19 protein-coding genes and 1 riboswitch are annotated in these 25,925 nt (G+C 44.8%); of the genes, 12 read left to right on the top strand and 7 right to left on the bottom strand.

Annotated features, from left to right (window positions below):
* Positions 1–3: 3 nt before the first annotated feature.
* Both MKX60_RS00865 and MKX60_RS00860 read right to left on the bottom strand, forming a co-directional pair.
* Complete coding sequence (locus MKX60_RS00865) at positions 4–1,320, bottom strand: glutamate-1-semialdehyde 2,1-aminomutase (protein ID WP_341058878.1); 1,317 nt, start codon at positions 1,318–1,320, stop codon at positions 4–6.
* A gap of 122 nt (positions 1,321–1,442) precedes the next feature.
* Positions 1,443–2,495 (bottom strand): LCP family protein, encoded by a 1,053-nt coding sequence (locus MKX60_RS00860; RefSeq protein WP_076301084.1) that lies wholly within the window; start codon positions 2,493–2,495, stop codon positions 1,443–1,445.
* Between the two features lie 105 nt (positions 2,496–2,600).
* Between MKX60_RS00860 and bcp the strand changes: the two genes are divergently transcribed.
* Both bcp and MKX60_RS00850 read left to right on the top strand, forming a co-directional pair.
* Positions 2,601–3,068 (top strand): thioredoxin-dependent thiol peroxidase, encoded by a 468-nt coding sequence (gene bcp / locus MKX60_RS00855; RefSeq protein WP_042184684.1) that lies wholly within the window; start codon positions 2,601–2,603, stop codon positions 3,066–3,068.
* Between the two features lie 123 nt (positions 3,069–3,191).
* Positions 3,192–7,475: an acyl-CoA dehydratase activase-related protein gene (locus tag MKX60_RS00850; RefSeq protein WP_341058876.1), complete on the top strand. Its 4,284-nt coding sequence runs from the start codon at positions 3,192–3,194 to the stop codon at positions 7,473–7,475.
* An 81-nt stretch (positions 7,476–7,556) separates the two neighbouring features.
* Here MKX60_RS00850 and MKX60_RS00845 read toward each other — a convergent pair whose 3' ends face one another.
* Together MKX60_RS00845 and MKX60_RS00840 are read right to left on the bottom strand one after the other, a co-directional pair.
* A complete protein-coding gene (locus tag MKX60_RS00845) occupies positions 7,557–7,868 on the bottom strand; it encodes a zinc ribbon domain-containing protein (RefSeq protein WP_231573377.1) in 312 nt (103 codons plus the stop codon).
* Between the two features lie 91 nt (positions 7,869–7,959).
* Entirely contained in the window at positions 7,960–8,910 is a 951-nt protein-coding gene (locus tag MKX60_RS00840; protein ID WP_341058874.1) for a helix-turn-helix transcriptional regulator, read from the bottom strand.
* 150 nt (positions 8,911–9,060) lie between these two features.
* Between MKX60_RS00840 and MKX60_RS00835 the strand changes: the two genes are divergently transcribed.
* The gene (locus tag MKX60_RS00835; protein ID WP_341058873.1) at positions 9,061–10,347 is read left to right on the top strand and encodes an MFS transporter; all 1,287 of its coding nucleotides are present in this window, start codon (positions 9,061–9,063) and stop codon (positions 10,345–10,347) included.
* Here the strand turns inward: MKX60_RS00835 and MKX60_RS00830 are convergent.
* Positions 10,322–10,990 (bottom strand): DedA family protein, encoded by a 669-nt coding sequence (locus MKX60_RS00830; RefSeq protein ID WP_341058872.1) that lies wholly within the window; start codon positions 10,988–10,990, stop codon positions 10,322–10,324. The genes MKX60_RS00835 and MKX60_RS00830 overlap by 26 nt on opposite strands.
* 107 nt (positions 10,991–11,097) lie before the next feature.
* Between MKX60_RS00830 and MKX60_RS00825 the strand changes: the two genes are divergently transcribed.
* The 7 genes from MKX60_RS00825 to MKX60_RS00795 all read left to right on the top strand — a co-directional run bounded on the left by MKX60_RS00825 (position 11,098) and on the right by MKX60_RS00795 (position 21,182).
* Positions 11,098–12,510, top strand: coding sequence for a polysaccharide deacetylase (locus tag MKX60_RS00825; protein ID WP_341058871.1), 1,413 nt, complete (start codon positions 11,098–11,100; stop codon positions 12,508–12,510).
* A 58-nt stretch (positions 12,511–12,568) separates the two neighbouring features.
* Entirely contained in the window at positions 12,569–13,984 is a 1,416-nt protein-coding gene (locus MKX60_RS00820) for a DUF58 domain-containing protein (protein WP_341058870.1), read from the top strand.
* Positions 13,953–16,346 carry a DUF4129 domain-containing transglutaminase family protein gene (locus tag MKX60_RS00815; protein ID WP_341058869.1) on the top strand — a complete coding sequence of 798 codons (2,394 nt, stop codon included), beginning with the start codon at positions 13,953–13,955 and terminating at the stop codon, positions 16,344–16,346. The genes MKX60_RS00820 and MKX60_RS00815 overlap by 32 nt, the downstream gene beginning before the upstream one ends.
* A gap of 160 nt (positions 16,347–16,506) precedes the next feature.
* Entirely contained in the window at positions 16,507–18,045 is a 1,539-nt protein-coding gene (gene guaA, locus MKX60_RS00810; RefSeq protein ID WP_042184695.1) for a glutamine-hydrolyzing GMP synthase, read from the top strand.
* 243 nt (positions 18,046–18,288) lie between these two features.
* Entirely contained in the window at positions 18,289–19,002 is a 714-nt protein-coding gene (gene deoD, locus MKX60_RS00805; protein WP_341058867.1) for a purine-nucleoside phosphorylase, read from the top strand.
* A 129-nt stretch (positions 19,003–19,131) separates the two neighbouring features.
* Positions 19,132–20,310, top strand: a complete 1,179-nt coding sequence (deoB, locus tag MKX60_RS00800) for a phosphopentomutase (RefSeq protein WP_341058865.1) — start codon at positions 19,132–19,134, stop codon at positions 20,308–20,310.
* A 128-nt stretch (positions 20,311–20,438) separates the two neighbouring features.
* A complete protein-coding gene (locus tag MKX60_RS00795; protein ID WP_339268616.1) occupies positions 20,439–21,182 on the top strand; it encodes a GntR family transcriptional regulator in 744 nt (247 codons plus the stop codon).
* 103 nt (positions 21,183–21,285) lie between these two features.
* Here the strand turns inward: MKX60_RS00795 and MKX60_RS00790 are convergent, their stop codons facing one another.
* Positions 21,286–22,863: a carboxylesterase/lipase family protein gene (locus MKX60_RS00790; RefSeq protein ID WP_341058864.1), complete on the bottom strand. Its 1,578-nt coding sequence runs from the start codon at positions 22,861–22,863 to the stop codon at positions 21,286–21,288.
* Positions 22,864–23,062: 199 nt separating this feature from the next.
* Entirely contained in the window at positions 23,063–23,935 is an 873-nt protein-coding gene (locus tag MKX60_RS00785) for a helix-turn-helix domain-containing protein (RefSeq protein ID WP_042184710.1), read from the bottom strand.
* 284 nt (positions 23,936–24,219) lie between these two features.
* Here MKX60_RS00785 and MKX60_RS00780 point away from each other — a divergent pair, with 284 nt between their 5' ends.
* Complete coding sequence (locus MKX60_RS00780) at positions 24,220–24,954, top strand: CPBP family intramembrane glutamic endopeptidase (protein WP_042184712.1); 735 nt, start codon at positions 24,220–24,222, stop codon at positions 24,952–24,954.
* A 168-nt stretch (positions 24,955–25,122) separates the two neighbouring features.
* Entirely contained in the window at positions 25,123–25,587 is a 465-nt protein-coding gene (locus tag MKX60_RS00775; protein WP_341058863.1) for a hypothetical protein, read from the top strand.
* Between the two features lie 187 nt (positions 25,588–25,774).
* Positions 25,775–25,874: riboswitch (purine riboswitch) on the top strand.
* Positions 25,875–25,925 lie beyond the last annotated feature (51 nt).

Below are 25,925 nucleotides of genomic sequence, written 5' to 3'. Positions count from 1 at the left end.
GTCTTATTTCTCAGCCGCCATAGCGCGGAATGATTCTTCTGCTGCAATCAGCGTAGCGTCGATATCTGCATCGGTATGTGCTGTCGTTAGGAACCAAGCTTCATATTTCGAAGGGGCGAGGTTAATCCCTCGGTTCAACATGTGACGGAAGAAGCTACCGAACAATTCGCCATCTGTATCCTGTGCCTCATCGTAATTCGTAACTGGATGCTTACAGAAATGAGTAGAGAATGAACCACGAATGCGGTTGATCGTCAGTGGAATGCCATGACGGTCAGCAGATTCCTGAAGACCGTCGACAAGGCGGATCGCAAGCCGTTCCATCTCATCGTATACGCCTTCTGCGCTCAGCACTTCCAGACAGGCGATCCCTGCGGAAATGGAAGCAGGATTTCCCGCCATTGTTCCCGCTTGGTATGCCGGTCCTAGTGGGGCTACTTGTTCCATCACATGCTTACGTCCGCCGTACGCGCCGATTGGTAGGCCGCCGCCGATGATTTTGCCGAGTGCTGTAAGGTCAGGGGTAATGTCTTCATGGTTATCCAGTCCTGCATATGTCTGTGTGGAACCATAGTGGAAGCGGAAGGCCGTAATGACTTCGTCATAAATAACGAGTGAGCCGTTAGCATGAGCCAGCTTGCAGAGCCCTTCGAGGAATCCCGGCTTCGGCATCACCATACCGAAATTACCGACGATCGGTTCAACCATTACAGCGGCGACATCTTCACCCCATTTTTCTAGTGCCTCTTGCAGGCTTTCCAGATCATTAAAAGGAACAGTGATTACTTCCTGTGCAATACTGCTAGGAACGCCGGCACTATCTGGAATACCAAGCGTAGAAGGCCCGGATCCTGCTGCTACGAGCACTAGATCAGAGTGGCCGTGATAACAGCCAGCGAATTTTACGATTTTGCTGCGCTTTGTATAAGCACGAGCGACACGAATGGTAGTCATAACCGCTTCTGTGCCGGAATTGACAAACCGGACTTTATCCATAGACGGAATAGCTTCTTTAAGCATTTTAGCAAGCTTAATTTCGAGCTCTGTTGGGGTTCCGTAAAGAACACCATTCTCAGCTGCAGTGGTAATTGCCTTCGTTATATGTGGGTGAGCATGGCCGGTAATGATCGGTCCATAGGCTTGGAGATAGTCGATATATTCATTGCCATCTACATCCCAGAAGTGAGATCCACTGGCACGTTTCATAAATACAGGTGCTCCGCCTCCAACGGCTTTAAAAGAGCGGGAAGGGCTATTTACACCTCCAACGATATGTTGAAGGGCTTCGTGATAAAGTTGCTCAGATGTGGAACGATTCATAATGTGATCATCCTTTCGATTGTTGGTGCTCATGGCAACGGGCGAACAACGGTGTTTCCGCTGTCCGCCCGTATTATACCATTGCCTGTAGTGTCTACTTGTGAACGTTGCTTGTCAGATCTTTATTGGGTTCCGCTAGTGTTACTATTTGAAGTAGTCTCTGGTGAACTTGAAGGTGTAGGCGTTGGCTCAGGGCCATTTAAGGTATCCTGAACAAATTCCTTTAATTTTTTCTCACTGCGAATGCCTATAACCTGCGATCCGTCACTTGTAGTTTCCTCTTTGAGCAGATCCATTGGCGGAATTTGCTCACTACCGCCCATGGTACTATCGTACCCAACGGTTGCAAGCTTCCACATATCATTTACTGTCAGATTGGTTTCGATATAAGGCGTAACTTGTGACAGGATATTCGGTAGCTTGATTATGGATGTGGTCTTGATCAGCTTGTCAGCCACAACCTTGAGAAAAGCACGCTGGCGCTCAGTCCGAGTGAAGTCGGAGGTAGCGTCATGTCGGAAACGTACATATTGCAGAGCTTTATTACCGTCGAGATGCTGATATCCTTTTTTAAGATCAATGTCATACTCGGGACCATCTGCAATGGTCTTGTACACCATATCTTTCTCGACTTCATAATCTACCCCACCAACGGCATCTACTAGCTTGATGAATCCTTGGAAGTCCGTGTAGACATAATATTGAATCGGGATGCCGAGCAGATCGCTTACAGTCTGCATCGCCGTGTTAGGTCCATAAATGATAGCTGAATTAATACGTTTTTCGCCGTGATCTGGAATCGGAACGTAAGTGTCTCTAAGAATTGAGAATACGCTGATTTTCTTCTTCACGGGATCAAGTGAGGCTACGAGCATTGTATCAGAACGAGGAATTTCTCCCTTCTTGACACCGCGGGCATCTACGCCCATTAGCAGTATATTAACAGGCTCTGTACCTTCCCATTTTGGAGGTTCTGGCGTGTCGACATCAACAGTTTCAGCATTCTTAAATGGTGAATTCTCGGTGTTCGACATGCTGCCAAGCTCAGTGTAGATGGATGTAAAGTAGTAAATGGCTCCACCGATAATAAGGAGGAGTATAATGGCCAGTGTCCAAAGCAGCGGTTTCTTTTTTGACTTACCAGTCTTTGCGTGCCTTTTCTTTCTAGGTGGCATTTCTCGTTCTTCCTTTCGCATTCACATTCTCTACATTATAATTTCTTTTGGGGATACGCGCAATTCATGCTCGATCCTCCAATATCAAGAAGGAGTGGATATAACTTGAACGTAGTAGCTATTGGACAAAAAGTACCGAATTTCACTCTTCCGTCTTCCAACGGGCAAGAGGTTAGTTTAAGTGATTACCTGGGCCGAAAGGTCATTTTATATTTTTATCCTAAAAATATGACACCAGCCTGTACGCAGGAGGCCTGCGAATTCCGGGACGCCCATGATCAGATTACTACGCTTGGTGCGGTTGTTCTAGGCATCAGTCCAGATCCTTTGGCTTCGCATATGAGATTTACGGAGAAGAACAGTCTACCCTTTCCACTGTTGTCTGATGAGGATCATAAGGTCAGTGAAATGTTCGGTGTATGGCAGCTTAAGAAGCTCTATGGTAGAGAATTCATGGGCATTGTACGTTCTACTTTTCTGATCGATGAGCAGGGGATCTTAGTGGAAGAATGGCGGAAAGTACGAGTGAAGGGTCATGTAGCATCTGCCATAGCAGGGATTTCCAAATCATAAAGTTTGTTAATAACTTTTTGTAAAAGTCTGTTACATTTTTAACAGCTTTCATAAGGTGTTGTCATGATATAGTTTCCTCATAATTGCTTCAAATTTGGAGCAAGACGAGGTGGTGTAGTGATAATGCTGCGTATTGGCCTTGATATCGGATCAACTACTGCGAAAGTGGTTGTTATAGAGCGTAACACTATTGTTTATCAGGACTATGTAAGACATTATAGCGATATAAAAAAAGCAGCCCTCTCTCTTCTATCTGATGTACAGAGCAGATTTCCTGAGAGAGGCGCAGCCCTTACTGTAAGCGGTTCCTCAGGCTTATCTTTATCCAAACTGGGAGGCGTACCGTTCGTTCAGGAGGTGATCGCCTGTACAAAGGCGATTGGCGAGCTGATTCCAGAATGCGATACGGCGATTGAACTGGGTGGTGAGGACGCCAAGATCATCTATCTCCGAGGCGGCATTGAGCAGCGTATGAATACGGCTTGCGCGGGAGGAACGGGAGCATTCATTGATCAGATGGCATCACTGCTACAGACCGACCCAGCGGGCTTAAATGCATTGGCAGAGAAGCATGAGCGAATCTATCCTATCGCTTCACGCTGCGGTGTATTCGCCAAAAGCGATGTGCAGCCGCTATTAAACGAGGGGGCCCGCCGGGAGGACGTGGCGGCTTCAATCTTTCAGAGTATTGTTAATCAGACGATCAGCGGTCTCGCTTGCGGACGTCCGATTCGCGGACGGGTGGCTTTCCTTGGCGGACCGCTAACCTTCCTGCCAGCCCTGCGTCAGCGTTTTGCGGAGACGCTTGAACTTGCGGAGTCAGATATTCTTTTCCCCGAGCGGTCGCAGTATTTCGTAGCGATTGGATCAGCACTCTCTGAAGCGGATCCTACTATTTTGCCGCTTTCAGGCTGGATCGCGCGAATAGCGGCTGTGGATTTTACAGCGGATCGGGCAGCGGATGCTGAATTACCACCGCTGTTTGAGAACCCCGAAGAGCTTGCTGCGTTCCGTCAGCGCCATGGTAAAGCTTCTGCTGCCAGATCAGACCTGGCTGTGTATCGTGGCCCTTGTTATCTGGGGATCGATGCGGGGTCAACAACAACCAAACTCGTATTGACCGGCTCTGCTGACGAAATTCTACATACCTTTTATGGCAGCAACAAGGGGAATCCCTTGTATTCTGTCAGTGAGGCACTGAAGGAAATGTATCGGGTTCTACCGGAAGGCTGTTATATTGCAGGTTCTTATGTAACAGGTTATGGAGAGGGGTTAATCAAAGCCGCTTTATGGACGGACGGCGGTGAAGTGGAGACGGTTGCTCATTACAAGGCCGCATCTAAGTTCATGCCGGAGGTAGACTTTATTCTGGATATCGGCGGACAGGACATGAAATGCATCAAGATCCGCGGCGGTGCTATCGACAGTCTAATGCTCAATGAAGCCTGTTCGGCAGGCTGCGGCTCTTTTCTGGAGAGCTTTGCTTCTGCGCTCGGATTAGGTATCGAGGAGTTTGCCAAGTCAGCGCTGGAAGCAGTCAAACCTGTTAATTTGGGTTCCCGCTGTACGGTATTCATGAATTCTAAAGTGAAGCAGGTTCAGAAGGAAGGTGCGTCGCTGGCTGATCTTTCGGCAGGTCTTGCCTATTCCGTAATTAAGAATGCCCTGCAAAAAGTAATTAAAATTCGCAACCCTGAGGATTTAGGGCGGAATATTATTGTTCAGGGCGGCACCTTCTATAACGAAGCCGTATTGCGGGCCTTTGAGCGCCTAACGGGGAGAACGGTAGTCAGACCGGATATTGCTGGCGTTATGGGAGCGTACGGTTGTGCACTGATTGCCCGTGAGCAAGCAGGGGCTGACGGAAAAAGTACACTGCTTGGACCGGAGGAAATAGCCAACTTTAAGTACGAGGTATCTTCAGGTCGCTGTGGCCGCTGTGGAAATAACTGTGCGTTAACGATCAGTCGGTTCCCGGACAAGAGCTTCTACGTTACAGGCAATCGCTGCGAGCGTGGTGCAGGAGGCAGGAAAGAGAAGAATGTACTGCCAAATTTGATGCAGTATAAGTATGAACGTTTCTTTGACTATGAAGCATTACCTGAGGCAGGTGCAGCACGGGGCGCTGTCGGTATTCCACGTACGATGAATATGTTCGAGAATTACCCGTTCTGGCACACTTTTTTTACCAAACTTGGCTACCGGGTAATTCTCTCTCCTAAATCAAGCAAGAAGCTCTATGAAAGTGGGATGGATACGATTCCTTCAGAATCGATCTGCTATCCTGCAAAGATGGCGCACGGACATGTGCAGAGCTTGATTGGTAAAGGCGTCGATTTTATTTTTTATCCTGCCGTAGTGTATGAGAAGAAGGAAGATGAAGCAGCGGATAATCATTTCAATTGTCCGGTGGTCGCCTCTTACCCTGAGGTCATTCGCAACAATATGGATGGCCTAAAGGATAATGGAATCACGCTGGTCAGCCCGTTTCTGACCTTTGACGATAGATCTGCGCTGACTAAGGGACTCGTGAAGACATTTACAGGGATTCCGAGAGAAGAGATTGCGAATGCTGTGCAGGCAGGACTTGCTGAAGCTGATTGCGCCAAAAGTGATGTGCGCACCAAAGGTGAAGAGACGCTTGCGTATCTTGCCAGCACTGGGAACAAGGGAATACTTCTCTGTGGTCACCCTTATCATGCGGATCCTGAAATTAATCACGGCATTGCAGATATGATTACCGGTATGGGACTCGCCGTGCTGACAGAAGATTCTGTCTGCCATCTGGACCGAAGTGAAGGGGATGTGGCGGTAGTTAATCAGTGGACCTATCATGCCCGAATGTACCGCGCAGCCCGCCTTGCCGCAGTCCGAACCGACCTGGAGCTTGTTCAATTGACTTCCTTCGGTTGTGGGATTGATGCGATCACCTGTGATGCCGTACAAGACATTATGGAAAGGCATAACAAAGTATATACGCTGATCAAAATCGATGAGATTAGCAACCTTGGCGCTGCGCGCATTCGGCTGCGTTCACTGCTGGCAGCGATGCGCGAACGGGAAAAAGGAAAGGTGCTGCCACAGAAGCCGCCTAAAATACAGGCTAATGTAGCATTCACGAAGGAAATGAAAGAAACATACACGATCCTTGCGCCGCAGATGTCGCCCATTCATTTTGAATTGTTTGAACAGGTCTTCCGCGATGCGGGATACCGTCTCAAGATCCTTGAAACCACTGGACCTGAAGAGACGGAGGAGGGCCTTAGATACGTTAACAATGATGCATGTTATCCCGCTATTGTAACGATAGGGCAGATTCTGTCGGCACTGAAGAGTGGGGACTATGATCCGAATCGTACCGCTGTAATCATGTCACAGACGGGCGGTGGCTGCCGGGCGACGAATTATATTTCTTTGCTCCGCAAAGCCTTAAAGGATTCAGATCTCGAACAGATTCCTGTGATTTCGCTGAATGCTTCTGGAATGGAGAACCAGCCAGGCTTCCGAATCAGTCTTAAGCTGGCAAATCGGCTGATCGCTGCGGCTTGCTATGGTGATCTAATGATGCGGTTGCTAAATCATTTTAGGCCGTATGAGGTCGTTCCAGAGAGTGCTGAGCGTTTATTCCGTAAGGGGATGGAGCGCTGTAAGTTCAGCCTAGTCAACTTCTCGTTCCGAGAATATAAACGTCTGATTCGTGAAATTGTAGCCGATTTTTGTAAGCTGCCCGTTACAGGTGCTACTAAACCAAGAGTAGGCATTGTTGGAGAGATCCTGATTAAATTTCACCCGGACGCCAACAACCGTATCATCGAGATGATTGAGGCGGAGGGCGGAGAAGCGGTAATGCCAGACTTCTTAGATTTCATCTTTTATTGCGTGTATAATCCGATCTACAAAGCCGAGCAATTCGGTAAAAGTAAACGGCTAGGATATATAAATCCGATGTTGATCTCCTATCTGGAGATTTATCGCAAGCCGATAAAGGTAGCTCTTGAGGATGCCGGACTGGCTAAAGGACGGGAAAATATTTATGGTCTTGCTGAGAAGGCCAGCCGACTGGTATCCGTAGGAAATCAGATGGGTGAGGGATGGTTCCTGACTGCAGAAATGATGGATCTACTGGATAATGGTGTGAATAATATTGCTTGTATTCAACCGTTCGCCTGCTTGCCCAATCATATTACCGGGCGTGGGATGATTAAGGGCCTTAAGGAGTTATATTCAGGCGCGAATATCGTAGCCATTGATTATGATGCTGGAGTTAGTGTAGTTAACCAAGCGAATCGAATCAAGCTGATGATGTCGATTGCTAGCAGTCATGAAGGGAATGCTGTGTCTGATTTAGAACCATCACTTAAACCGCTGCAGCAGCCCCTACTTGAAGGCTCCTACAGTTTGACCTGAGCTTAAAAAGGTAACATATAGAAGAAGTGATTATAAAAAGCGGACCAAGAATTCACTTGGTCCGCTTTTTTGTGCTGATTATTAGTTTGTTGAAGGAGAGCTGGCTACGCCTCTCCACCGTTTCAGATGAGGCAGCTGTTCGGCGAGTAATTTGCGGGCGACAGCCTCATCCATTCCTTCTTGAACCAAGTAGCCTGTACAAATGTCAGACATTTCTTGCAGCGTAATATCAGGCTGTTTAAATGCTCCATCTTCGTAGCAGTATACACAATAATCTTCGATCTTTTGCCCTTCCTTGTTCGTTCCAAGTAAATCTTCCGTAGGCATAGGCATCCCACAGCTTTGACAAAATTTCGGTTCGCCTTGCATTTGCCCTACATGCTCTTGATTCATATACAGCACTCCTTTTAAAAGTATGCGAAGCTTATGAGCACTCGCTTTAAGTACATTATAGAACTATGAATCTGACGACATACCGTCAGGTTTAAAGCGAGGTTGCATATTTTTTGGCAACCCCAAGAGCCAACTCTCCAAGCTTCTGACGAATATGTTCCGGCTCTAGCACTTCTAAAGCCGTTCCGAAGCTGAGCAAGAAACCATAGAGCCATCCGTCCTCGGGATAATGGATGGACACATTATATCCACCATGTCCGTCCGGTTGAAGCTCAGTGGAGTCAAAGCGATCTTCCGCTAGATGTCTGCCTGCAGCTGTGAAGTGCAGAAGGATTGGCGACACTACTGAGGTTGAAGTCACTCGCTGATAATCAGTGCTCCAGGGCAGCTCATGCATGTCCCTATCTTCTCTAATGAACTCCCGTTTTTCTTTAACGAGTCCTTTCATACGATGCAGCTTGAATAATCTGAAATCCTGGCGTTGCAGACAGTAACCATACAAGTACCATGCTTGTCCTTTTAAGACTAAAGTATAGGGCTCGACAGAACGCTGACTGGACTGCCCCTCGGCATTGACATAATCAAAGGCCACAGTTCTGTTTTCTTCCAGCGCCTCTTTTAGAGTTGCAATCTTCTCTTCTAGGATAGGCTGAAGACCCCAAGGAGAGAAATCGATGATAAGCTGGGTCGTTTTGCTTCGGAAAGCGGCGGTCTGTGAGGGCGGGATTACGCTACTGATCTTCTCCATGAGCAGAGTGTGTTCAGTTCCGCCATAAGAGGAGACGCTTTGCAGAGCGGAGAAAATATCAGCCAGCTCGCGGTCAGTCAATACATTGCGGTCTAACCGGTAGCCTTCCATAAGGCCGATACCACCACCCGATCCCTGATAGGTGACGATAGGAATTCCAGCCCCATTAATGCTTTCAATATCACGGTAAATGGTGCGAACGGACACTTCGAACATGTCGGCGAGCTCCTTCGCCTGAATGAGACGCCGGTTCATTAGTAGAATGACAATAGAGAGCAATCGATCAATTTTCAAAAATAGAGCCCTCCTTTTCGGATAATTTCGTTATGTAATGATGTACTACATCTTAGCAAATTCTTGAAAATAAAGCATTGTCATAAAATAATAATTCGATTAATATCTAATTAGATGTTCATATAAATAGATGGAGCGAGGTTTACGATAATGAGTAACCAAACAGCTATTGCAATTTTTAAAGCTCAAAAGGGATATTCACGTCTGTTCACAGCCGGACTAATCAATGGAATCGGTGATCGTTTTACTAGTGTTGCCGTGTTGGCATTGGTGCTGCAATTAACGGGGTCAGGGATGGCTGTGGGGATATCGCTAGGTGTGCGGCTGCTTCCTTATTTGTTTCTGGCACCGCTTGGAGGTGTACTTGGCAGCAAATTCCCTCGTAAATACATTATGATCGCTACGGATGTGCTTAGGGTTCCGGTTGCACTAACCTTTTTGTGGGTAGATGGGGAAGATAAGCTATGGCTGTTATATATAGCGAGTTTTTTGCTGGCGGCGGGGGAAGCGATCTACAGTCCTGTTCGTAAATCCTCCATTCCTTTGTTGGTGACCAAAGACTCTTTACTGACCGTTAATGGACTAGAGCAGCTTATGAGTGGCTGTGTACTTATAGTGGGTGCATTAAGTGGGGGTGTAGTTTCGATGTGGTTCGGCCCAGAGGCAGCATTCGTGATGAATGCAATATCCTTTATGGTCGCAGCGCTCTTAATCTTCGGTATCGATATTCCACAAAATACTAATAGGGTAAATGAGGATAAGAGAAAGATAGATTCTCCGGATAAACTCAAAACTAAAGTAGACCGTCAGCAAAAGACAAGTAAAATGCGTGCGCTGTGGATTTTAATCAGCGGGAGTATCACGTTACAGGTTATTTTCGGGTATGAGCTGCTTGTTCCGATGCTGAATGGTCTGGATAATGTACTGATTAGTGTATATGCAGTGCAGGAATTTGAAACGGGAGATATAGGAGTAGGGGCTTTTTATGCAGCGCTCGGAATCGGGCTTAGTCTCAGCTTTTTTGCCGGACGATATGTAACAAAAGGGCTACTGGGTGTTGCGATTGGTGGGCTTATGATCGAAGGATTACTGCTGATGAGCATTAGTGTTAGCAATCATTTTACGATGGTTTTTATGTTATATATTTTATTATCTTTTGCCGGAGGGACGGGGAATGCTTGCCTGGATACACTGGTTATGCGAGAGACGCCTTCCGTTATGCAACCTGTTATTTTTGGACTCTTGTCGGCAGTAGGAAATACGCTGCTTGGGTTATCCATGCTGGTCGCGGGGTGGTTATTAGAATGGATGGAGCCTCGGGCGCTGGGTTTTGCTGGGGGAGCAGGGTTTTCTGTAATTGCTATACTGTTGGCAGGGTATGCGTTGATACGTAGTAAAAAGAGCGGTGAATTCACCGCTCCTTGGAAGGTTTTTTAATCTGGGCCTGAATCCGAGTGGCAGCTTTGCCAGGGAGGAGGCGGGCACCTATGTTTTTGCGATAACGGTAAATGATCACAAGAGCTGCTATTACTGCACCACCAGAAATAATCCAAAGCGCATATGACTCGAACAAATGGAAGATGCCCATCCACTGTGGACCAAACACCTTTCCGATGCTAAGAAACAGTACTACCCAGAATACGGCTCCACTATAAGCATATAGGGCGAATTTACGGAAGGGAAGCGCGATAATACCAGCAAAATAACCTGTAAAGTGCCGTACCCCTGGAATGAAATAACCGATAAAAATTAGAAAGCTTCCGTATTTCTCAAACCATTTCTGTGTTTTTTCTAGCTTAGTAGGTGAGAATAGAAACCATTTGCCATATCGCTGGATAAAGGGCATACCGGCTTTTAATCCGACAAAATAGGTGAGGGTCATCCCAGCTGTGGTACCTGCAAAAGCAACTACAATTAGCGTAAAGAAATCAAGTCTCCCAGTATAGGAAAGGAAACCGGCAAACGCCATAGTGGTCTCTCCGGGAAAGGGCAGGGCAACGAACTCGAGAAGTAATCCAAAGAATAATACGCTATATCCATATTTGGTGAATAATTCTTGTATAAAACTCAGCATTTCCATAAGATTGTCACTCTCCAAGAGGCAGTTGCCTTATTCTATTTTACAGCTTGTCTTCATACAATCTACCAAATGGCTTTTAAGCCAATAGAATGCTGGAGGTAGAGAAGATGAAGGGTAATAAAAGCGCACACAGCCGCCGAAAGTTGATAAGCGGATTGCTCGTTATGGTTGTAATATTCATCGTAATGCTCGGATGGAGTATAGGGAAAAACTTGAATTCATGGGAGCTCCGATCCTTGCAGCCCGCTAGCGCGGAGTCTGTATCTGTTAAGAATAAGCTTACCGCAGCGACGATGCAAGATTTGCCATCTGCAGTAGAACCACTCGCTCCTGCATCTCCGGAAGTTCACTCCTCTTCAAGTGCGGCCCTTACTGTGACTCAACTCCCTCAAGCTAATGGGGTAGAGAAAATATCCAAGGTTTCGACAACGAGTCCTGCAATCACAGCAGCCAAAAAATCTAAAAAAACAGTCTATATTACATTTGACGACGGACCTAGCGATAACACCTTCAATGTACTTGAAATTTTACATCAGGAAGGTGTGAAGGCAACCTTTTTTGTTCTTGGTAATCAAGCGAAAAGCCATCCTGAGCTTATCGACTCCATATGGGAACAGGGCCATGCCATTGGCAATCATACCTATAATCATAATTACCATGATTTATATAGTGGATTCACGGAATTTTGGAATCAAATTAAACAGACTGAAGAGATTGTTCAGGGGATTACAGGGGTTCGGCCACAGCTTATCCGCGCCCCAGGTGGAACCTATGATCATTTTGATAATACCTATTTCAATTTATTGAAGCAAGCAGGTTATAAGGTGATGGATTGGACGGTGGATAGCGGCGATTCTAAACGGAAAGGCGTGCCAGCCTCAGAAATTTTGAAGGAATCCACAATGGATATGAAGTCTTCCCAGGTTATTTTGCTGCTACATGATGGTGGCGGTCATCAAGAGAGCGTCAAAGCGCTGCCGGACATTATTGCACGCTATAAGGCGGCTGGATATGACTTTGGCCTATTGGATGAAACGGTAGAACCTGTACAATTTAGAGTCTCTGCAAAAGCCACTAATTTGGGGCGGAAAAAGCCTTCAGAAGCTTGGGTCGCCTCAAATATCACACCGAATGCGGAGCTCTTTGCGCCTGGAAAGCCATTGATTCTGGAGGTAGGAAAGCTGGAGACGAAGCTGAATCCCGGGGAATATTCCGTGCGAAATGGACAGTATATGGTTCCGCTTCGTGCTGTAATTGAACGGCTTGGAGGTCGAGTTAGCTGGGATGTGAATAGCCGAAGTGGAGAAATAGATTGGAACGGGAAAGCGATCATTGCCGATGTAATGAACAAACAATTGATTCTAAACCATCCTGATAACGGTCAAAAGACAATCGATGCGAGGGTAGAAATGATTGGTGGATCGATCTGGGTATCGCTACGAGAACTGCTGGAGACAACAGGTCATCCTCCGCTTAATATAAGCGTTACTGAAGTAGAACGCCGAGTAAAAACATTCTGAAAGAAGAGCTGAGGCTGTCTAGTAAAAAGAAAAAACAAATGTCTGGGCACCCTTTTTCATGGGAAGAATAGATAGTAATAAGTTCCTGAGCTGGGAACAAGTCTATGACCAAAGGATGGGTGTCCCATTGTCCTCTTCATCACTAATTGATCAATTGAAGAAAGATGCCGGAAGTGTCAAAAGCTTCTCTTATCCGCGTAGCCGAAGTGCTCTGATGGAATGGTTAAGGATGCTGACTGTGGCTGGAATTATAGGTGCTTTATATGTTTGGCGAGGAGGTCCGTCTTTGCTGTTTCTCCTGATCGTTGTTGGAGTTATTATGCTCGGTGGACTTATGCTTCAGCTCTCTGGTCCACGGACGATTAAGCTAGTTCGTACAATTACTCCTGCGAGACCGATGGCTGGAAATACACTTCATGTGAAGGTACAGCTGAGCTTCTCTTCTCGGTTGCCTCTCCCTTGGATGACCATTGCCGATTATTGGGGTGATAGCCATCATCAGAAGCTGCTATTTCCTGGATTCAAACGTTCTTTTTCATACACATACACGATTGAAAATTTATCTCGCGGCAATCATCATCTGCTGGGCTGTAGAGTGACTTGGGGAGATTTTCCGGGTTGGTTCACGGGAAGATCTGAACCGGATGGAGGACAGAGTTTTAAGGTGCTGCCAGCGCCTTTATACTTTGGTGGAACTGTACCAGATAGCGGATTTATGACGGGTGACACCTTGTATTCTAGACGGGGAAGAAGCATCAGTGATGAGGCTTTGGAATCCAGGGATTATGAGCCAGGAGATCCACTTAGCCGAATTCATTGGAAGAATAGTGCAAGAACGGGAGCGCTGCAGAGCAAAGTTCCAGAACGGGAAAAGGCAAGAATGACCTGTATCGTATTGGCTAATGACCCGCTCAGCTACGAGGTTCCTACAGATGCGCTTAAACCTCGTGGGAGCCGAGACGATTCGCCTCCAGCATTTGAGAAAGCGGTGTCGACAGCGATGGGGCTGATGCTCTCCGCTGAGCGTTCAGGTGCTTATGTTCAGTTGTTTAGCGGCGGTTGGCCAGAAGGTATGGCTAGACATGAAGGTCTGGGTAAAATCCCAGGGAGAGTGCTGGATATTCTGACTGAAATTTCTCTGGATGGCACTAGAAACCTGTCGCTGCTGCTTGATGATGCTTCCCGAGGCTGGATTCCGGGGATGACAGTAGCCATTATCACGGGACGACTAGAAGAGGAATCTGCCAAGGTGATTGCCAAGTTCTTGATGCAAGGTGTGAAGGTGGAGCTTTATTATGCTTGGGACCAATCAGCACCGAAGCCAGGGGAGGCTCGCCAGCCTGGAAGGGGAACTGTCGGAGATAGTTTGGCTCGTCTTGGAGCACGAATGTTTTGTCTGGATGATGCATTGCCAGCATTCAGATTCAGGGAGGTAGAGTTCCATGAATCATCCGGAAAACCAACACTACGGTAAGGGAAAATCGGGTGATACAGAACTGGCTATGAATGGCTTTCAGTTCAACTTGGGGCAAATAGAGAACAGACATGCCGGTAAGCAGAGAAAAGTGCCTCTGTACTATCGTTTGCTGTTCTCTTTGGCCATTATGGGGCTATTTATTGAATGGTTACTCCCTTTATATAGGTCTGCTTTATTAGAAGATACCTCCAAGATGCTACAAGTTCTAATGGTATTGGCGGCAGTGTTGCTGTTATGGGGGATATTTCAGATTCCGGGGTGGCTACTGCTAAGTATTCAATTTCTTATTACTGTTTCAGCATGGCTTTACTTATGCAGTGGGGGCGAAGGCATAGGGTGGTTAGGGATTTATGCGGACGAAATTCCGAATGATCTTATTCTGCTTCTTTCTGGACATGTTTCTCAGTTAAGCGAGATCAGCAGGCTTTTGATATTGATTGTAGGCTGGGGGCTACTAGTATCCTCAGTACAGCAGCTTGCACTCTTCCGAGGGAGTACAGTGCTATTCACAGCAGTTACAATCATTTACTTGCTGATCTTGGATATGGGCTTTGACGTCAATACCACAATGGATATTGTGATATCCATGGGTCTTATTTTTTGGATGCACGCGATGAGTGGTCTCCTGCGTCTTCAAGAACGTGAGGGAGTTACTACACTGCCTTATGCGCGTTGGGGAGGGCTGACTTTGGCGACAGCCATTGTCGTGATGGCAACAGCATGGTTCGGTGGGCAGCTGCTCGGGGCAAGACCAACCAGCGAGCTTACGCTGCAATCGACATTTCAGAAGCTGCAGACTTGGGCTTCAGGCCATTTGCCAGAAGATAAGGCGTCTACTGCTTCTGGTACAACAGGGTATAGTTCGAATGACGGTGAACTCGGTGCCCCGTTATCCCGCAATACTGAACCAGTCTTTACAGCTATAACTAGCGAGCGTACTTACTGGCGAGGTGAGAGCATTGCTTACTATGATGGCCGCCGATGGATCAGGGGGGGCGAAGAGTTTATGCCGCTTAATCTGTCCGGTATTCCAAAGAATCCTTCATTGATGCTAAGCGGTGAAACTAGGAAACGAACACTTCAGCAGCGGATACAATTTGCCACCCCTTCTTCAGGGGGAATTCCTTTATTCAATGCGGGAATAATAACTGATGTTGAGTCGGTTGAACTCTTGGGCGGAAGTAAATTGGGATATGTGCTGTCTAACATAGACAGAGAGAGTTTTCGTCTGCCTGATTCAATAGGCTCTGCACGGATCACAGAATATTCAGTGGAGTCCTTACTTCCTGAGAGCGATCCAGTACTGCTTCGTGGTTTAAGCAGTAACGATCCCCAGGAAATTATGGGCAAGTATTTGCAATTGCCAGATTTGTTACCCGTACGAGTGAGAGATCTGGCGGAGATGCTTACAGCTTCTTCAGGTAACCGCTATGACTCCGTAACTGCCATTAAGGATTACTTACAACATGGATATTCCTATACGTTGAACACAACGGTTCCACCATCCGGATCTGATTTTGTGGATCACTTTTTATTTGAGACAAAACAAGGCTACTGTGTTCATTTTGCAACAGCTATGACCGTACTGCTGCGCAGTGCAGGAATTCCTGCTCGTTATGTCCAAGGCTTTGGGCCTGGGACCTTGCAGGACGATACTATGCCGGCGAAGTATTTAGTCACCCAGGGCGATGCCCATGCTTGGGTGGAGGTCTATTTCGCCGGCGCCGGTTGGGTCCCATTCGACCCAACGCCTGGCCCCGCCCTTGCCGCCGGCTTCGCTGCGCCGGCGCTGCCTGCGGCAGCCTCGCTCGCGCCGCAAGCTGCGCGAAGCGCGGGCCTGCCCGCCCTGCCGCTGGCGGGCGGGACCTCCGCTGCGCCGCTCGCTGCCGCGGCGATGCTTCCCGCCGCCGCTTGGCGCTGGCGGCGTAGCCTGGCTCTGCTGCTGGCCGCGCGCAGTGCCAGCAGCATGAGCCGCGAGAGGCAGCTGCGCGCTGCCTCTCTAGCTTGGCACGGGCTGGCGGAGCGGTATGGACCGCCGCCGCCCGGTGTCACTGGCAGGGAGTATGTGGACTCCCTGCAGATCTACGATGCCGGACTAAGCGAAGCCGTCCGGCAGTTCGTACGCCAGTGGGAGACCCTGGCGTACGCGCCCGCGCCTTCAGCCTTCGTCGCGGTCGATCGCGCGAACGAAATGCCTACAATATCTGCAACGTCTAGAATTTCAGCAAGGTCGATGATATCTGCAATCCCTGCAATGTCTGCGGCGCCAGCATCACCTGCAGAGATCAGCGAGCTTACTACTCATAATGCGTCCGCGTTTATACGTGAATGCCTGATCATCACCTTCCGGTTAACTTAATCGGTCAGAACAGCTGATGCTGCTATACAATTCCTTCCATGGAAAGGAATGTTCTTCATGAAGTTTAACTCTCTCCTATTATGAGAAGTGTGTTCTCCTTTCCTTGACGATGAGAATTAACCATGAGTATAATGAATCCAATAATCAAGGGAGGCTCGTAATGAATAAGCCAAATGAAATTATCGTCGTTCTCGATTTTGGGGGACAATACAACCAACTTATCGCGCGCAGAATTCGGGACTTGGGAGTATACAGCGAACTTTTGCCGTACAATACGCCAGTAGACAAGATCAAAGCACTTGCACCTAAAGGGATTGTCTTCTCTGGTGGCCCTAGCAGTGTATATGCTGAAGATGCTCCACATGTAGATCCAGCGATCTATGATTTAGGAGTACCGATCTTCGGTATTTGCTATGGTATGCAGCTAATGGCTCACCAACTTGACGGTAAAGTGGAACGCTCCGCTAAACGTGAATACGGTAAAGCCGATATTGATTTTGAAGAAGGTACTGCACTCGTTGCTGGGCTAGAGAGCCGTCAGACGGTATGGATGAGCCACGGTGACCATGTAGTTGAACTTCCAACAGGATTCAAGCTGGAGGCAGGAACTGAAAGTGCTCCAATCGCGGCAATGAGCAATGATGAGCGTAAATTGTTCGCGGTTCAATTCCACCCAGAAGTACGTCACTCTGTACATGGTAATGAGATGATCTCGAACTTCTTGTATCAAATTTGCGGTTGCGACGGCAAATGGACGATGGAATCGTTTATTGATGAAGCTATTCAAGATATTCGTAACCAAGTTGGAGACAAAAAAGTACTCTGCGCACTTAGCGGTGGCGTAGATTCTTCCGTAGTTGCAATGCTTATTCACCGTGCAATCGGTGACCAATTAACTTGTATGTTTATTGATCACGGTCTTTTGCGTAAAGGTGAAGCTGAAAGTGTTATGGAGACCTTCGTAGGTAAATTCGATATTCATGTCGTGAAAATCGATGCACGCGAGCGCTTCATGAGCAAGCTTGCAGGTGTTGAAGATCCTGAACAAAAACGTAAAATCATCGGTAACGAGTTTATCTACTGCTTCGACGAAGAGTCGGCTAAGCTCGGAGATTTCGCATTCCTTGCACAAGGTACACTGTATACGGATATCGTTGAGAGCGGAACAGCTACGGCACAAACGATTAAATCTCACCACAATGTGGGCGGTTTGCCGGAAGACATGAAATTCAGCTTGATCGAGCCACTAAATACCTTGTTTAAGGATGAGGTTCGTAAACTGGGTGAAGAGCTGGGAATGCCACGTGCTATCGTTTGGCGTCAACCTTTCCCTGGTCCAGGTCTTGCTATCCGTGTCTTAGGTGAAGTAACAGAGGACAAGCTTACTATCGTTCGCGACTCTGACTACATTCTGCAAGAGGAAATTGCTAAAGCGGGATTAGACCGTGAAATTTGGCAATACTTCACTGCCCTGCCTAACATGAAGAGTGTTGGTGTTATGGGGGATGCTCGTACTTATTCCTACACAGTAGGTGTGCGCGCAGTAACTTCCATCGACGGCATGACGGCTGACTGGGCGCGTATCCCATGGGATATTCTTGAGAAAATCTCGGTACGTATCGTCAACGAAGTTGAGAATGTAAACCGCGTAGTGTATGACATCACTTCGAAACCACCAGCAACAATCGAGTGGGAATAGGATCGGTGCAACTATAGATTTGAAAAAAACTCTCTTTTATTTGCGTTATCCAGCAAATAAAGGGGAGTTTTTTTATTTCTCAAGTAAAGGGTTGTGCTGGAGACACCGTTTTTCACAAATCTTTCATGAATACGGTTTGTTGAAAGGGCTTGCAACCCCGGAAAAGTTATGATAAATTGTACTTGTCTAAAAAATAGACAAGACAAATAAGTGCATTTTCTACTAAAGGAGCCAATCAAATTGATGACTATTACCAAAGAGACACCTCATATTAAACCGAACGGGGTAGAGATCGCTGAATCGATTCTGTTGCCTGGTGATCCTTTAAGAGCTAAGTTCATTGCGGAAACTTTTTTAGAAGATTACCAGTGCTTTAACGAGGTAAGAGGAATGTTAGGATATACCGGTACTTACAAAGGGAAGAAAATCTCTGTTATGGGTACGGGAATGGGTCCAGCGAGCATGGGGATTTATTCTTGGGAATTAATCAATGTATTTGGAGTTAAGAATTTAATCAGAATTGGTACCTGTGGTGCAATGCAAGAAAACATTGAGCTATACGATGTAATTTTCGGTATGGGAGCTGCAACGGATTCCAATTATGGTCATCAATATAATTTACCTGGACAATATCCACTAACGGCTTCTTTTGAGCTTTTGGAGAAAGCTAAAAAAATAGCAGATGATCAAGGACAAAAGGTTCATATTGGTAATATTTTATCCAGTGAAATATTTTATAATGCGGATCGGGCAGCTAATAAAAAGTGGCAGGATGTAGGGATTTTGGGCGTTGAAATGGAATCTGTAGCCCTCTATTGGAACGCTATCCAAGCACGTGTAAATGCGCTGTGCATTCTAACAGTGAGTGATCATCTTATTACAGGAGCACAGACCACTTCGGAGGAACGCCAAACTGCATTTACTAAAATGATGGAGATCGCATTAGAGTTAGCGTAAATGCTTTCCTTCTATGTGAAACTAATGTAAACGATATAAAGTTTATACAGCATGAGATATTGGAAGCCTATTATGTAAAGTCGTTCCGGTTATATTATTTTTAATTACTAGATAAGGGATGAGAGTAGAATGAAGAAATTTAAACGTGTACATTTGATCGTCATGGATTCAGTAGGCATTGGAGAAGGAAAAGACGCGGATCAATTTAACGATGTTGGCTCCCATACCCTATTACACATTGCAGAACATATGAATGGATTAAATCTGCCCAACCTAGCCAAATTGGGTCTATCTAATATTGAAAAAATTTTGGGTGTTCCAAAAGCTGAGAAACCACTTGCTTATTATACTAAATTACAGGAAAAATCAGTCGGGAAAGATACAATGACAGGTCATTGGGAGATCATGGGTTTAAATATTGATCAACCTTTTAATGTGTATCCAAATGGATTCCCCGACGAATTAATTAAACAGATCGAGGACATAACTGGCCGAAAAGTAGTAGCGAATAAACCTGCAAGTGGAACGGCTATTCTTGATGAATATGGCGAGCATCAAATGAAAACAGGGGATCTGATCGTTTATACCTCTGCTGACCCAGTTCTGCAAATTGCAGCTCATGAAGAAATCATCCCATTAGAAGAGTTATATGATATTTGTGAAAAGGTTCGGGAAATCACCAAAGACCCTGCCTATTTAATTGGTCGTATTATTGCCAGACCTTATGTAGGCCAACCCGGGAAATTTACGAGAACCTCCAATCGTCATGACTATGCCTTGAAACCATTTCATAAAACGGTTATGAATAGCTTGCAAGACGGAGGTTATGATGTCATCGCCATTGGTAAAATCAATGATATTTTCGATGGTGAAGGCGTTACAGAATCCATTCGTACAAAAGACAATATGGATGGTATGGATAAACTGCTTGATGTAATTAAGAAAGATTTCATTGGAATGAGCTTTTTGAATTTAGTTGATTTCGATGCTTTATACGGTCATCGTCGTGATCCGGAAGGCTATGGAAGAGCATTAGAGGAATTCGATAAACGATTAGATGAGGTATTCGATTCCATCCGAGAAGATGATTTGTTAATCATTACGGCTGACCATGGAAATGACCCAACCTTCCCTGGTACAGACCATACTCGTGAGTTTATTCCTGTCCTAGTCTATTCCAAGCAATTAAAGGACAGTGGGGCATTACCTGAGCATGATACCTTTGCTGATATCGGTGCGACTATAGCAGATAACTTTGATGTTGATATGCCAGACAACGGTGAGTCTTTCCTGCCATTTCTTAAATAATTGATATCGCATAAAAACCTCCAAAGTTTCTTTTTGGAGGTTTTTACGTTGCGATTGAAGCAGAGAATGACATTCCTTGTCGCTTGAAAAATGATGTGTCATAATGGGGAGAAAAGGACATCAGATGAATGAACACGCATAAACTAGATAAATTGAAACGGCCGCTTTATATCAATGTATATGATGAGCTTCTTCTTCAGATTAACAAAGGAGAATACCTCGTAGGTAGCCAGCTTCCTTCAGAACCAGATTTAGCCAAAAAACTAGGGGTTAGTCGCGCTACTTTACGGCAAGCTTTAGTTCTTTTGCAAGATGATGGATTAGTAAGAAATGTTCGTGGTAAGGGGAACTTTGTACTTGAATCTTCTTTTAACCAAGAGGATACTCAATTAGAGAAACTGAGCAACCCCATGCATAAATGTCATATAAGCGCATTTGACCAAGTAGATCTACATTATCGGCTGGACCCGCAAACGGAACATACCAAACAAGTTTTAAGAAGAGAATCAGCTACAGTTGTAGCTTTGGAACGTTTGTATAGAGTAGGAGGAGAGCTACATGCTTACGCTTTTACTTTTATGTCTATGCAAACAGTAGAGAGGTTATCTTTGGATCTTGATAGTAAAGAGAGAATGCTGGATTTTCTAGAGAATCAGGCTTATGTAGACGCTAACCATGGGAATATTGAAATAAAATATACGCATACCGTTAACTTAGCAGATCGGAAAGATAAATTAATGGGGCAGAACGAGTGCTTTTTGCTACTAGAAACCCTTTACGACAAAACAGAGCCAGATTATCCGTTAATGTATAATAAATTCTATATCCCACAGCAGTTCTCAAATTTAAAATTAAATATGTCTAAAGGTTAACCAATAATAATGGATTAGAAAAACTCCCTTTTATCTGCGACATTTAGCAGACAGAAGGGAGTTTTTTTGACCCGAATCAAAGAGTTTTTCGAGGGGTGATTGCTTAATGCAAAATAAATCCTTCTTCTTCGGCCTCATTGTTTGGCAGGAAAGGCAGCTTCGGGTTCGTTTTCAATAAAGTATCCATCAATGCATGATCAAAATTATGCTTTACTGCACAGTTGCGGTCAAAAATCATGGTAGCCTCATCTCCCGGTTTACATGCCGGCCACTGGGGAAGGGAAGGGATGTTAGGATTGCCATAGCGTGCAAAGCTTACCCATGCCCCACAGATGCGCTCCTCCATCCGATCGGAAACTCCCGGAATGAGGCACACGGGAACACGTTTCGTATTATGGAATACGAAAGGGATCTCAGCGCAATGCCATGCTATCTTGCCGCCCTCAAAAGGAAATTCATAAGCAAATAAGTAGGAGTAGGTAGGAGCTTCCTCGTGTACGGACTTCTTCTCAATAAAGTCCTTGGTTGGAATACGGAAGAAGGTATCTAAGAATAGCAGGTCGGTCAAGTGTTTATCCGGATACGCTTCCCTAAATTGTGTGACAAGCTTCTCCGTAAGACTGCCATACTTTTGAGACAGCATCTCCATGGTGGCTTCCTCAGTCGCGTCCTGCTTGTTAGGAACACCGGGACCAAAAGCGAACTCACCAAATACGCTACCAATCAATACCGGAATGGTCTTCGCATGCTCGGTAAAGCCCACCTCTCTAGGATCGCCTACATAGAATTCATTAGGCATAGGATTACCGCCAATGTATTCCCCTTGCATTGCGAGTGCTGGTGCAACTTTATTATATGCTGCAGCTAACTGAGGATAAGGAACCGCTTCCAATTTTTCTACTTCTACCTCGCCAAAATTAAGCTCTGTCAACAGTGCCTTTACGATGGCGGTACTATCGGTCTTGCGGGTGTCCAAAAACCCATCAATTAATCCGCTCTGGATAACGCCCTTATGGAACAGGCCGTCTGCTGCCGGAGTATTCATTAGTGTCCATACCTTCATACCGCCACCAGACTGTCCGAAGATGGTCACATTGTCCGGATCGCCACTGAAAGCTGTAATGTTTTCCTGGATCCATTTTAAAGCTGCTACCATATCGGCATTTCCGGCATTAGCGGAATTGACGTATTTATCTCCAAAAGCAGACAGGTTCATGTATCCCAGAATATTCAATCGGTGATTTAAGGTTACTACGACCACATCGCCGAACTCACTAAGCTTGTCTCCTTCATAAGCTACCTGTTCAATAGAAGAGCCAGCTGCGAAACCGCCCCCGTGTAGCCATACCATAACAGGTTTTTTGGCCTGCGGTTCAAGGCTCTGGGTCCAGATGTTCAGATACTGACAATTCTCATCCATAGGCCAGTAACGGTGAGGAACCAGCACTTCCATGACGGGGTGATCCTGGGTTAACATGGGAGATACATAACCGTAAGCGAGTGCATCCTTAATTCCCTCCCAAGGCGCTACCTCTGTGGGCATCTGGAAGCGCTTGGCATCTGCGTACTTTATCCCGTGAAAGGTATAAGTGCCGTTGACCTGAAAGCCTCTCATTTTTCCAGCTTTGGTCTGTACAATGGGTTCTGCTGAGGAACATACGAAATTTTTTGCTGTCATCATGGAAATCCTCCTTACATCAGATAGCCCCATTATAATAAAAGTAGGTTAGTGAAAAATATAGGAAACTTATCTGCTTTATCCTTATTCTTTGCTTCTTTTCTGGAGGTCAGCAGGTCTGGTCTCAGGATAAGAAAATAATCATGATAAAAAAGTCAAGATTCCCTTATGCAACAGAAATCATCACCACCCTCTAGAAACTCTATTGTAAGATCTGTGACAATATAGACTCTAATGTTTTTGCTTGATAGGGCTCGCCAAATTCATATAATACATCGATTGCTGATTGAGCAAGCTTCGTTCCTTCTTCTTTACTGTTCCTTTTAATTTTAATTAGACCGTTATAATACTTATATACAATCTTAAAGAACAGCGTTTGATATTGAGGACTGCTAATATTATTTAAGTTCTCTAGTAAGATCTCTGCATAGCTTATTTGATTGATCATAATTAATTCGTAAATCATATTGGTTAGCATTACACATATGACATCTCGTCCGCGTTCGTGAGCTTCATATTTTTTCATAGACTTAATAAGCGTTTGAAAGAGTATATCTCTTTGATCGTAATCTATGTAATTTAAAGTATTTGTGAACAGCTGCATTTCTTGGAGGGTCCAGGATTGGAGATTGTTGAGATAGTTAGTGATCGTCTCGATATCTTCTGTCAAAATGACATTCTTCTCAAACTGACCCGTCAAGTTAAAGTGCTTCAATAATCTTATACGAGACCTGACTTCTGCCAGATGAATTTTTGAGGTCAGATCCTCTCTCTGATGTAGCTCTTGATAAATCTCAATTAATGCTTCGAGATCGTTATTGTTTCCAGCTTTGGAATATTTGTTGGTAAATGTATCGTGTTTAGATAGTTTATAACCTCTATAAATGTAGAAAAACTCATCAATCCCCATCATAAGTCGATTTAAAATTTGTTCTAACAGCCTTAATGTGATCTCATGGTTTCCTTTTTCAAATTCAATGGCATATGATTTCGAGATAATATCTAAATACACTTCTTTTTGACTTAATCCCTTATTGGTCCGTATATTTCGAACAACCTCACCGTAGGTATTCAATTCGTTCGCCACCCTCTTATTGAAATCGTGAGCTTTTATTATATTTCAGAGAGAATCTAATTTGATTACGAAATTTTGATATTTGAAAGTCTGCTCATTGTGGTTTTTTGAGCTGATTGGAAATATTAGTAAATAAATCGAATCCGTTGGAAATTTCTTCAATTTAAGGTCCTATTTATAAGACCTTTGTCGAAATGGGACATAAAAGCAATTATGATGTAAGTACGTTAGATGGATTAATGGAAGCATAAGTTTTATATTTCCTTGGAAGGATTTGATTTATTATGAATAATAAAAGTGATTTTTTCAGATTTGAGCGTAAAAATGATGATTTCCCGTTCTACAGTGAACTGTCATCGCCTAGTCTAAATTTGAAGAGCAGCCTCATTTTTCTCGTTTCTGTCGCGGTTGGTTTTGCTCTGTTTCTTATTATGTTTGGAGGTCCCAATGTACAGCCCTTTATGAATGTGATTTTTCCTTTAGCAGCAGTAATCTTTGTGGCACGAAGTCAATGGACATCATTATTCAGAAAATTAGTAGCTAAAGATATTCTTTTAATTCTTGGAACTTACGTTGCAAATTTGATTGTGACAGGTATTGTTGGTTTCCTTATTACGAAATTGTTTAGTACGAGCGCTAATCCCGCAACCGATAGTTTCAATGGTAATTTTGCTGATGCAATTCCGTTCTTCTTGAGAACGATCCCGATGCTGTTTGGTGAAGAATTAATCACGATACTTCCATTCTTGGTCGTGCTATCATTTGGAGTTAAGAAACTTAAGATGAGTAGAAAGTCTGCTATAATTTTAGCCTGCATAGTTTCAGCTATTTTATTTGGGGCATACCATTTACCAACGTATAATTGGAATATTGTCCAAGCTATTCTCGGTATTGGTATTGCACGGATCGTTCTGCTATATCCATATCTTAAGACTAAAAATATATGGACATCGTTTATAGTGCACGTGATGAATGACTGGACAATGTTTGCTTTGGCCTTTTGGGCATCCACTCGCTAATTTTTCTCAAAGGATTTTTTGCGATAGAGTCTTAACAAACACCTGCAACTCCTTATTGAAGAAGGGGCTGTAGGTTTTTTTGTATTCAAAAAAATGTGATAGACGCTATATAGCTGCTCAATATGAATGTGATAAAATGGGAAAAATCTATCATAGGGAGAAATTAACATGGGATTTTCTCTTCTCGGCACACTAATGGCATTAATCCTTCTTGCCCCAAGTTTGCTAATGATTAAGTTTCCACCTGAAAATGTACCTTCGGGTTTGCGAGATGCAGGACTAATCTATACCCTCTTGGAGAGAGCAGGACAATTGGGTTGTATCGGCATTCTTGCAATCTCAAAGGATAACTTTCAACATGTGAAATTCGGTGTGATAGCTGCCTTCATCGTCTTGTTTATCGTTGTTTATTATGGTCTATGGGTTCGATATATAGTTAAGGGGCAGCAATTTAAATTATTATGGGACCCTTTAGTTTTTATTCCGATCCCGATGGCAGTTCTTCCAGTATGTGCATTCGGATTGGCAGCGATTTGGGGCAAATCCATTTGGCTGAGTATTGCAGTAGTTTGTTTAGCGATAGGGCATTTAGCCAACTCTTGGCATAGTTATCAGTACACCAGAAATAAATAATTAGAAACATAGTAAAATATACCCATATAAAAAGTGGTTGGATAGTTAATAAGCTGCATTGATAGAACGAGTTTGAAGATAGATAAAAGCATGAAAATGCATAATTTACGAACAATGGAAAAAATAAAGTCGAAAATGTTCGTTTTTTATCATTGACAACTCACGTGCTATCCACCTAAAATGATAGAGCACAACAACATAATTCTTTCGTATATTTCCGGGAATTGGCCTGGAAGTTTCTACGAGGTCACCGTAATGACCTGGCTACGATTAAGAAGAGCAGAGCAACCCCGCATTGTCCTTAATTAGGACTATGGTCATGGGGGACTACTCTTTTT

The sequence above is a fragment of the Paenibacillus sp. FSL R5-0914 genome, assembly GCF_038004525.1.
Taxonomy (GTDB): Bacteria; Bacillota; Bacilli; order Paenibacillales; family Paenibacillaceae; genus Paenibacillus_AQ.
This window is presented reverse-complemented; position numbering and strand designations above follow the sequence as displayed.

Bases quoted from the DNA above. Each gene is read 5' to 3' on its own strand.
- MKX60_RS00865 (WP_341058878.1), bottom strand. From the start codon at position 1,320: ATGAATCGTTCCACATCTGAGCAACTTTATCACGAAGCCCTTCAACAT.
- MKX60_RS00860 (WP_076301084.1), bottom strand. From the start codon at position 2,495: ATGCCACCTAGAAAGAAAAGGCACGCAAAGACTGGTAAGTCAAAAAAG.
- MKX60_RS00850 (WP_341058876.1), top strand. From the start codon at position 3,192: ATGCTGCGTATTGGCCTTGATATCGGATCAACTACTGCGAAAGTGGTT.
- MKX60_RS00845 (WP_231573377.1), bottom strand. From the start codon at position 7,868: ATGAATCAAGAGCATGTAGGGCAAATGCAAGGCGAACCGAAATTTTGT.
- MKX60_RS00835 (WP_341058873.1), top strand. From the start codon at position 9,061: ATGAGTAACCAAACAGCTATTGCAATTTTTAAAGCTCAAAAGGGATAT.
- MKX60_RS00830 (WP_341058872.1), bottom strand. From the start codon at position 10,990: ATGGAAATGCTGAGTTTTATACAAGAATTATTCACCAAATATGGATAT.
- MKX60_RS00825 (WP_341058871.1), top strand. From the start codon at position 11,098: ATGAAGGGTAATAAAAGCGCACACAGCCGCCGAAAGTTGATAAGCGGA.
- MKX60_RS00820 (WP_341058870.1), top strand. From the start codon at position 12,569: ATGGGAAGAATAGATAGTAATAAGTTCCTGAGCTGGGAACAAGTCTAT.
- MKX60_RS00815 (WP_341058869.1), top strand. From the start codon at position 13,953: ATGAATCATCCGGAAAACCAACACTACGGTAAGGGAAAATCGGGTGAT.
- guaA (WP_042184695.1), top strand. From the start codon at position 16,507: ATGAATAAGCCAAATGAAATTATCGTCGTTCTCGATTTTGGGGGACAA.
- deoD (WP_341058867.1), top strand. From the start codon at position 18,289: ATGACTATTACCAAAGAGACACCTCATATTAAACCGAACGGGGTAGAG.
- deoB (WP_341058865.1), top strand. From the start codon at position 19,132: ATGAAGAAATTTAAACGTGTACATTTGATCGTCATGGATTCAGTAGGC.
- MKX60_RS00795 (WP_339268616.1), top strand. From the start codon at position 20,439: ATGAACACGCATAAACTAGATAAATTGAAACGGCCGCTTTATATCAAT.
- MKX60_RS00790 (WP_341058864.1), bottom strand. From the start codon at position 22,863: ATGATGACAGCAAAAAATTTCGTATGTTCCTCAGCAGAACCCATTGTA.
- MKX60_RS00780 (WP_042184712.1), top strand. From the start codon at position 24,220: ATGAATAATAAAAGTGATTTTTTCAGATTTGAGCGTAAAAATGATGAT.
- MKX60_RS00775 (WP_341058863.1), top strand. From the start codon at position 25,123: ATGGGATTTTCTCTTCTCGGCACACTAATGGCATTAATCCTTCTTGCC.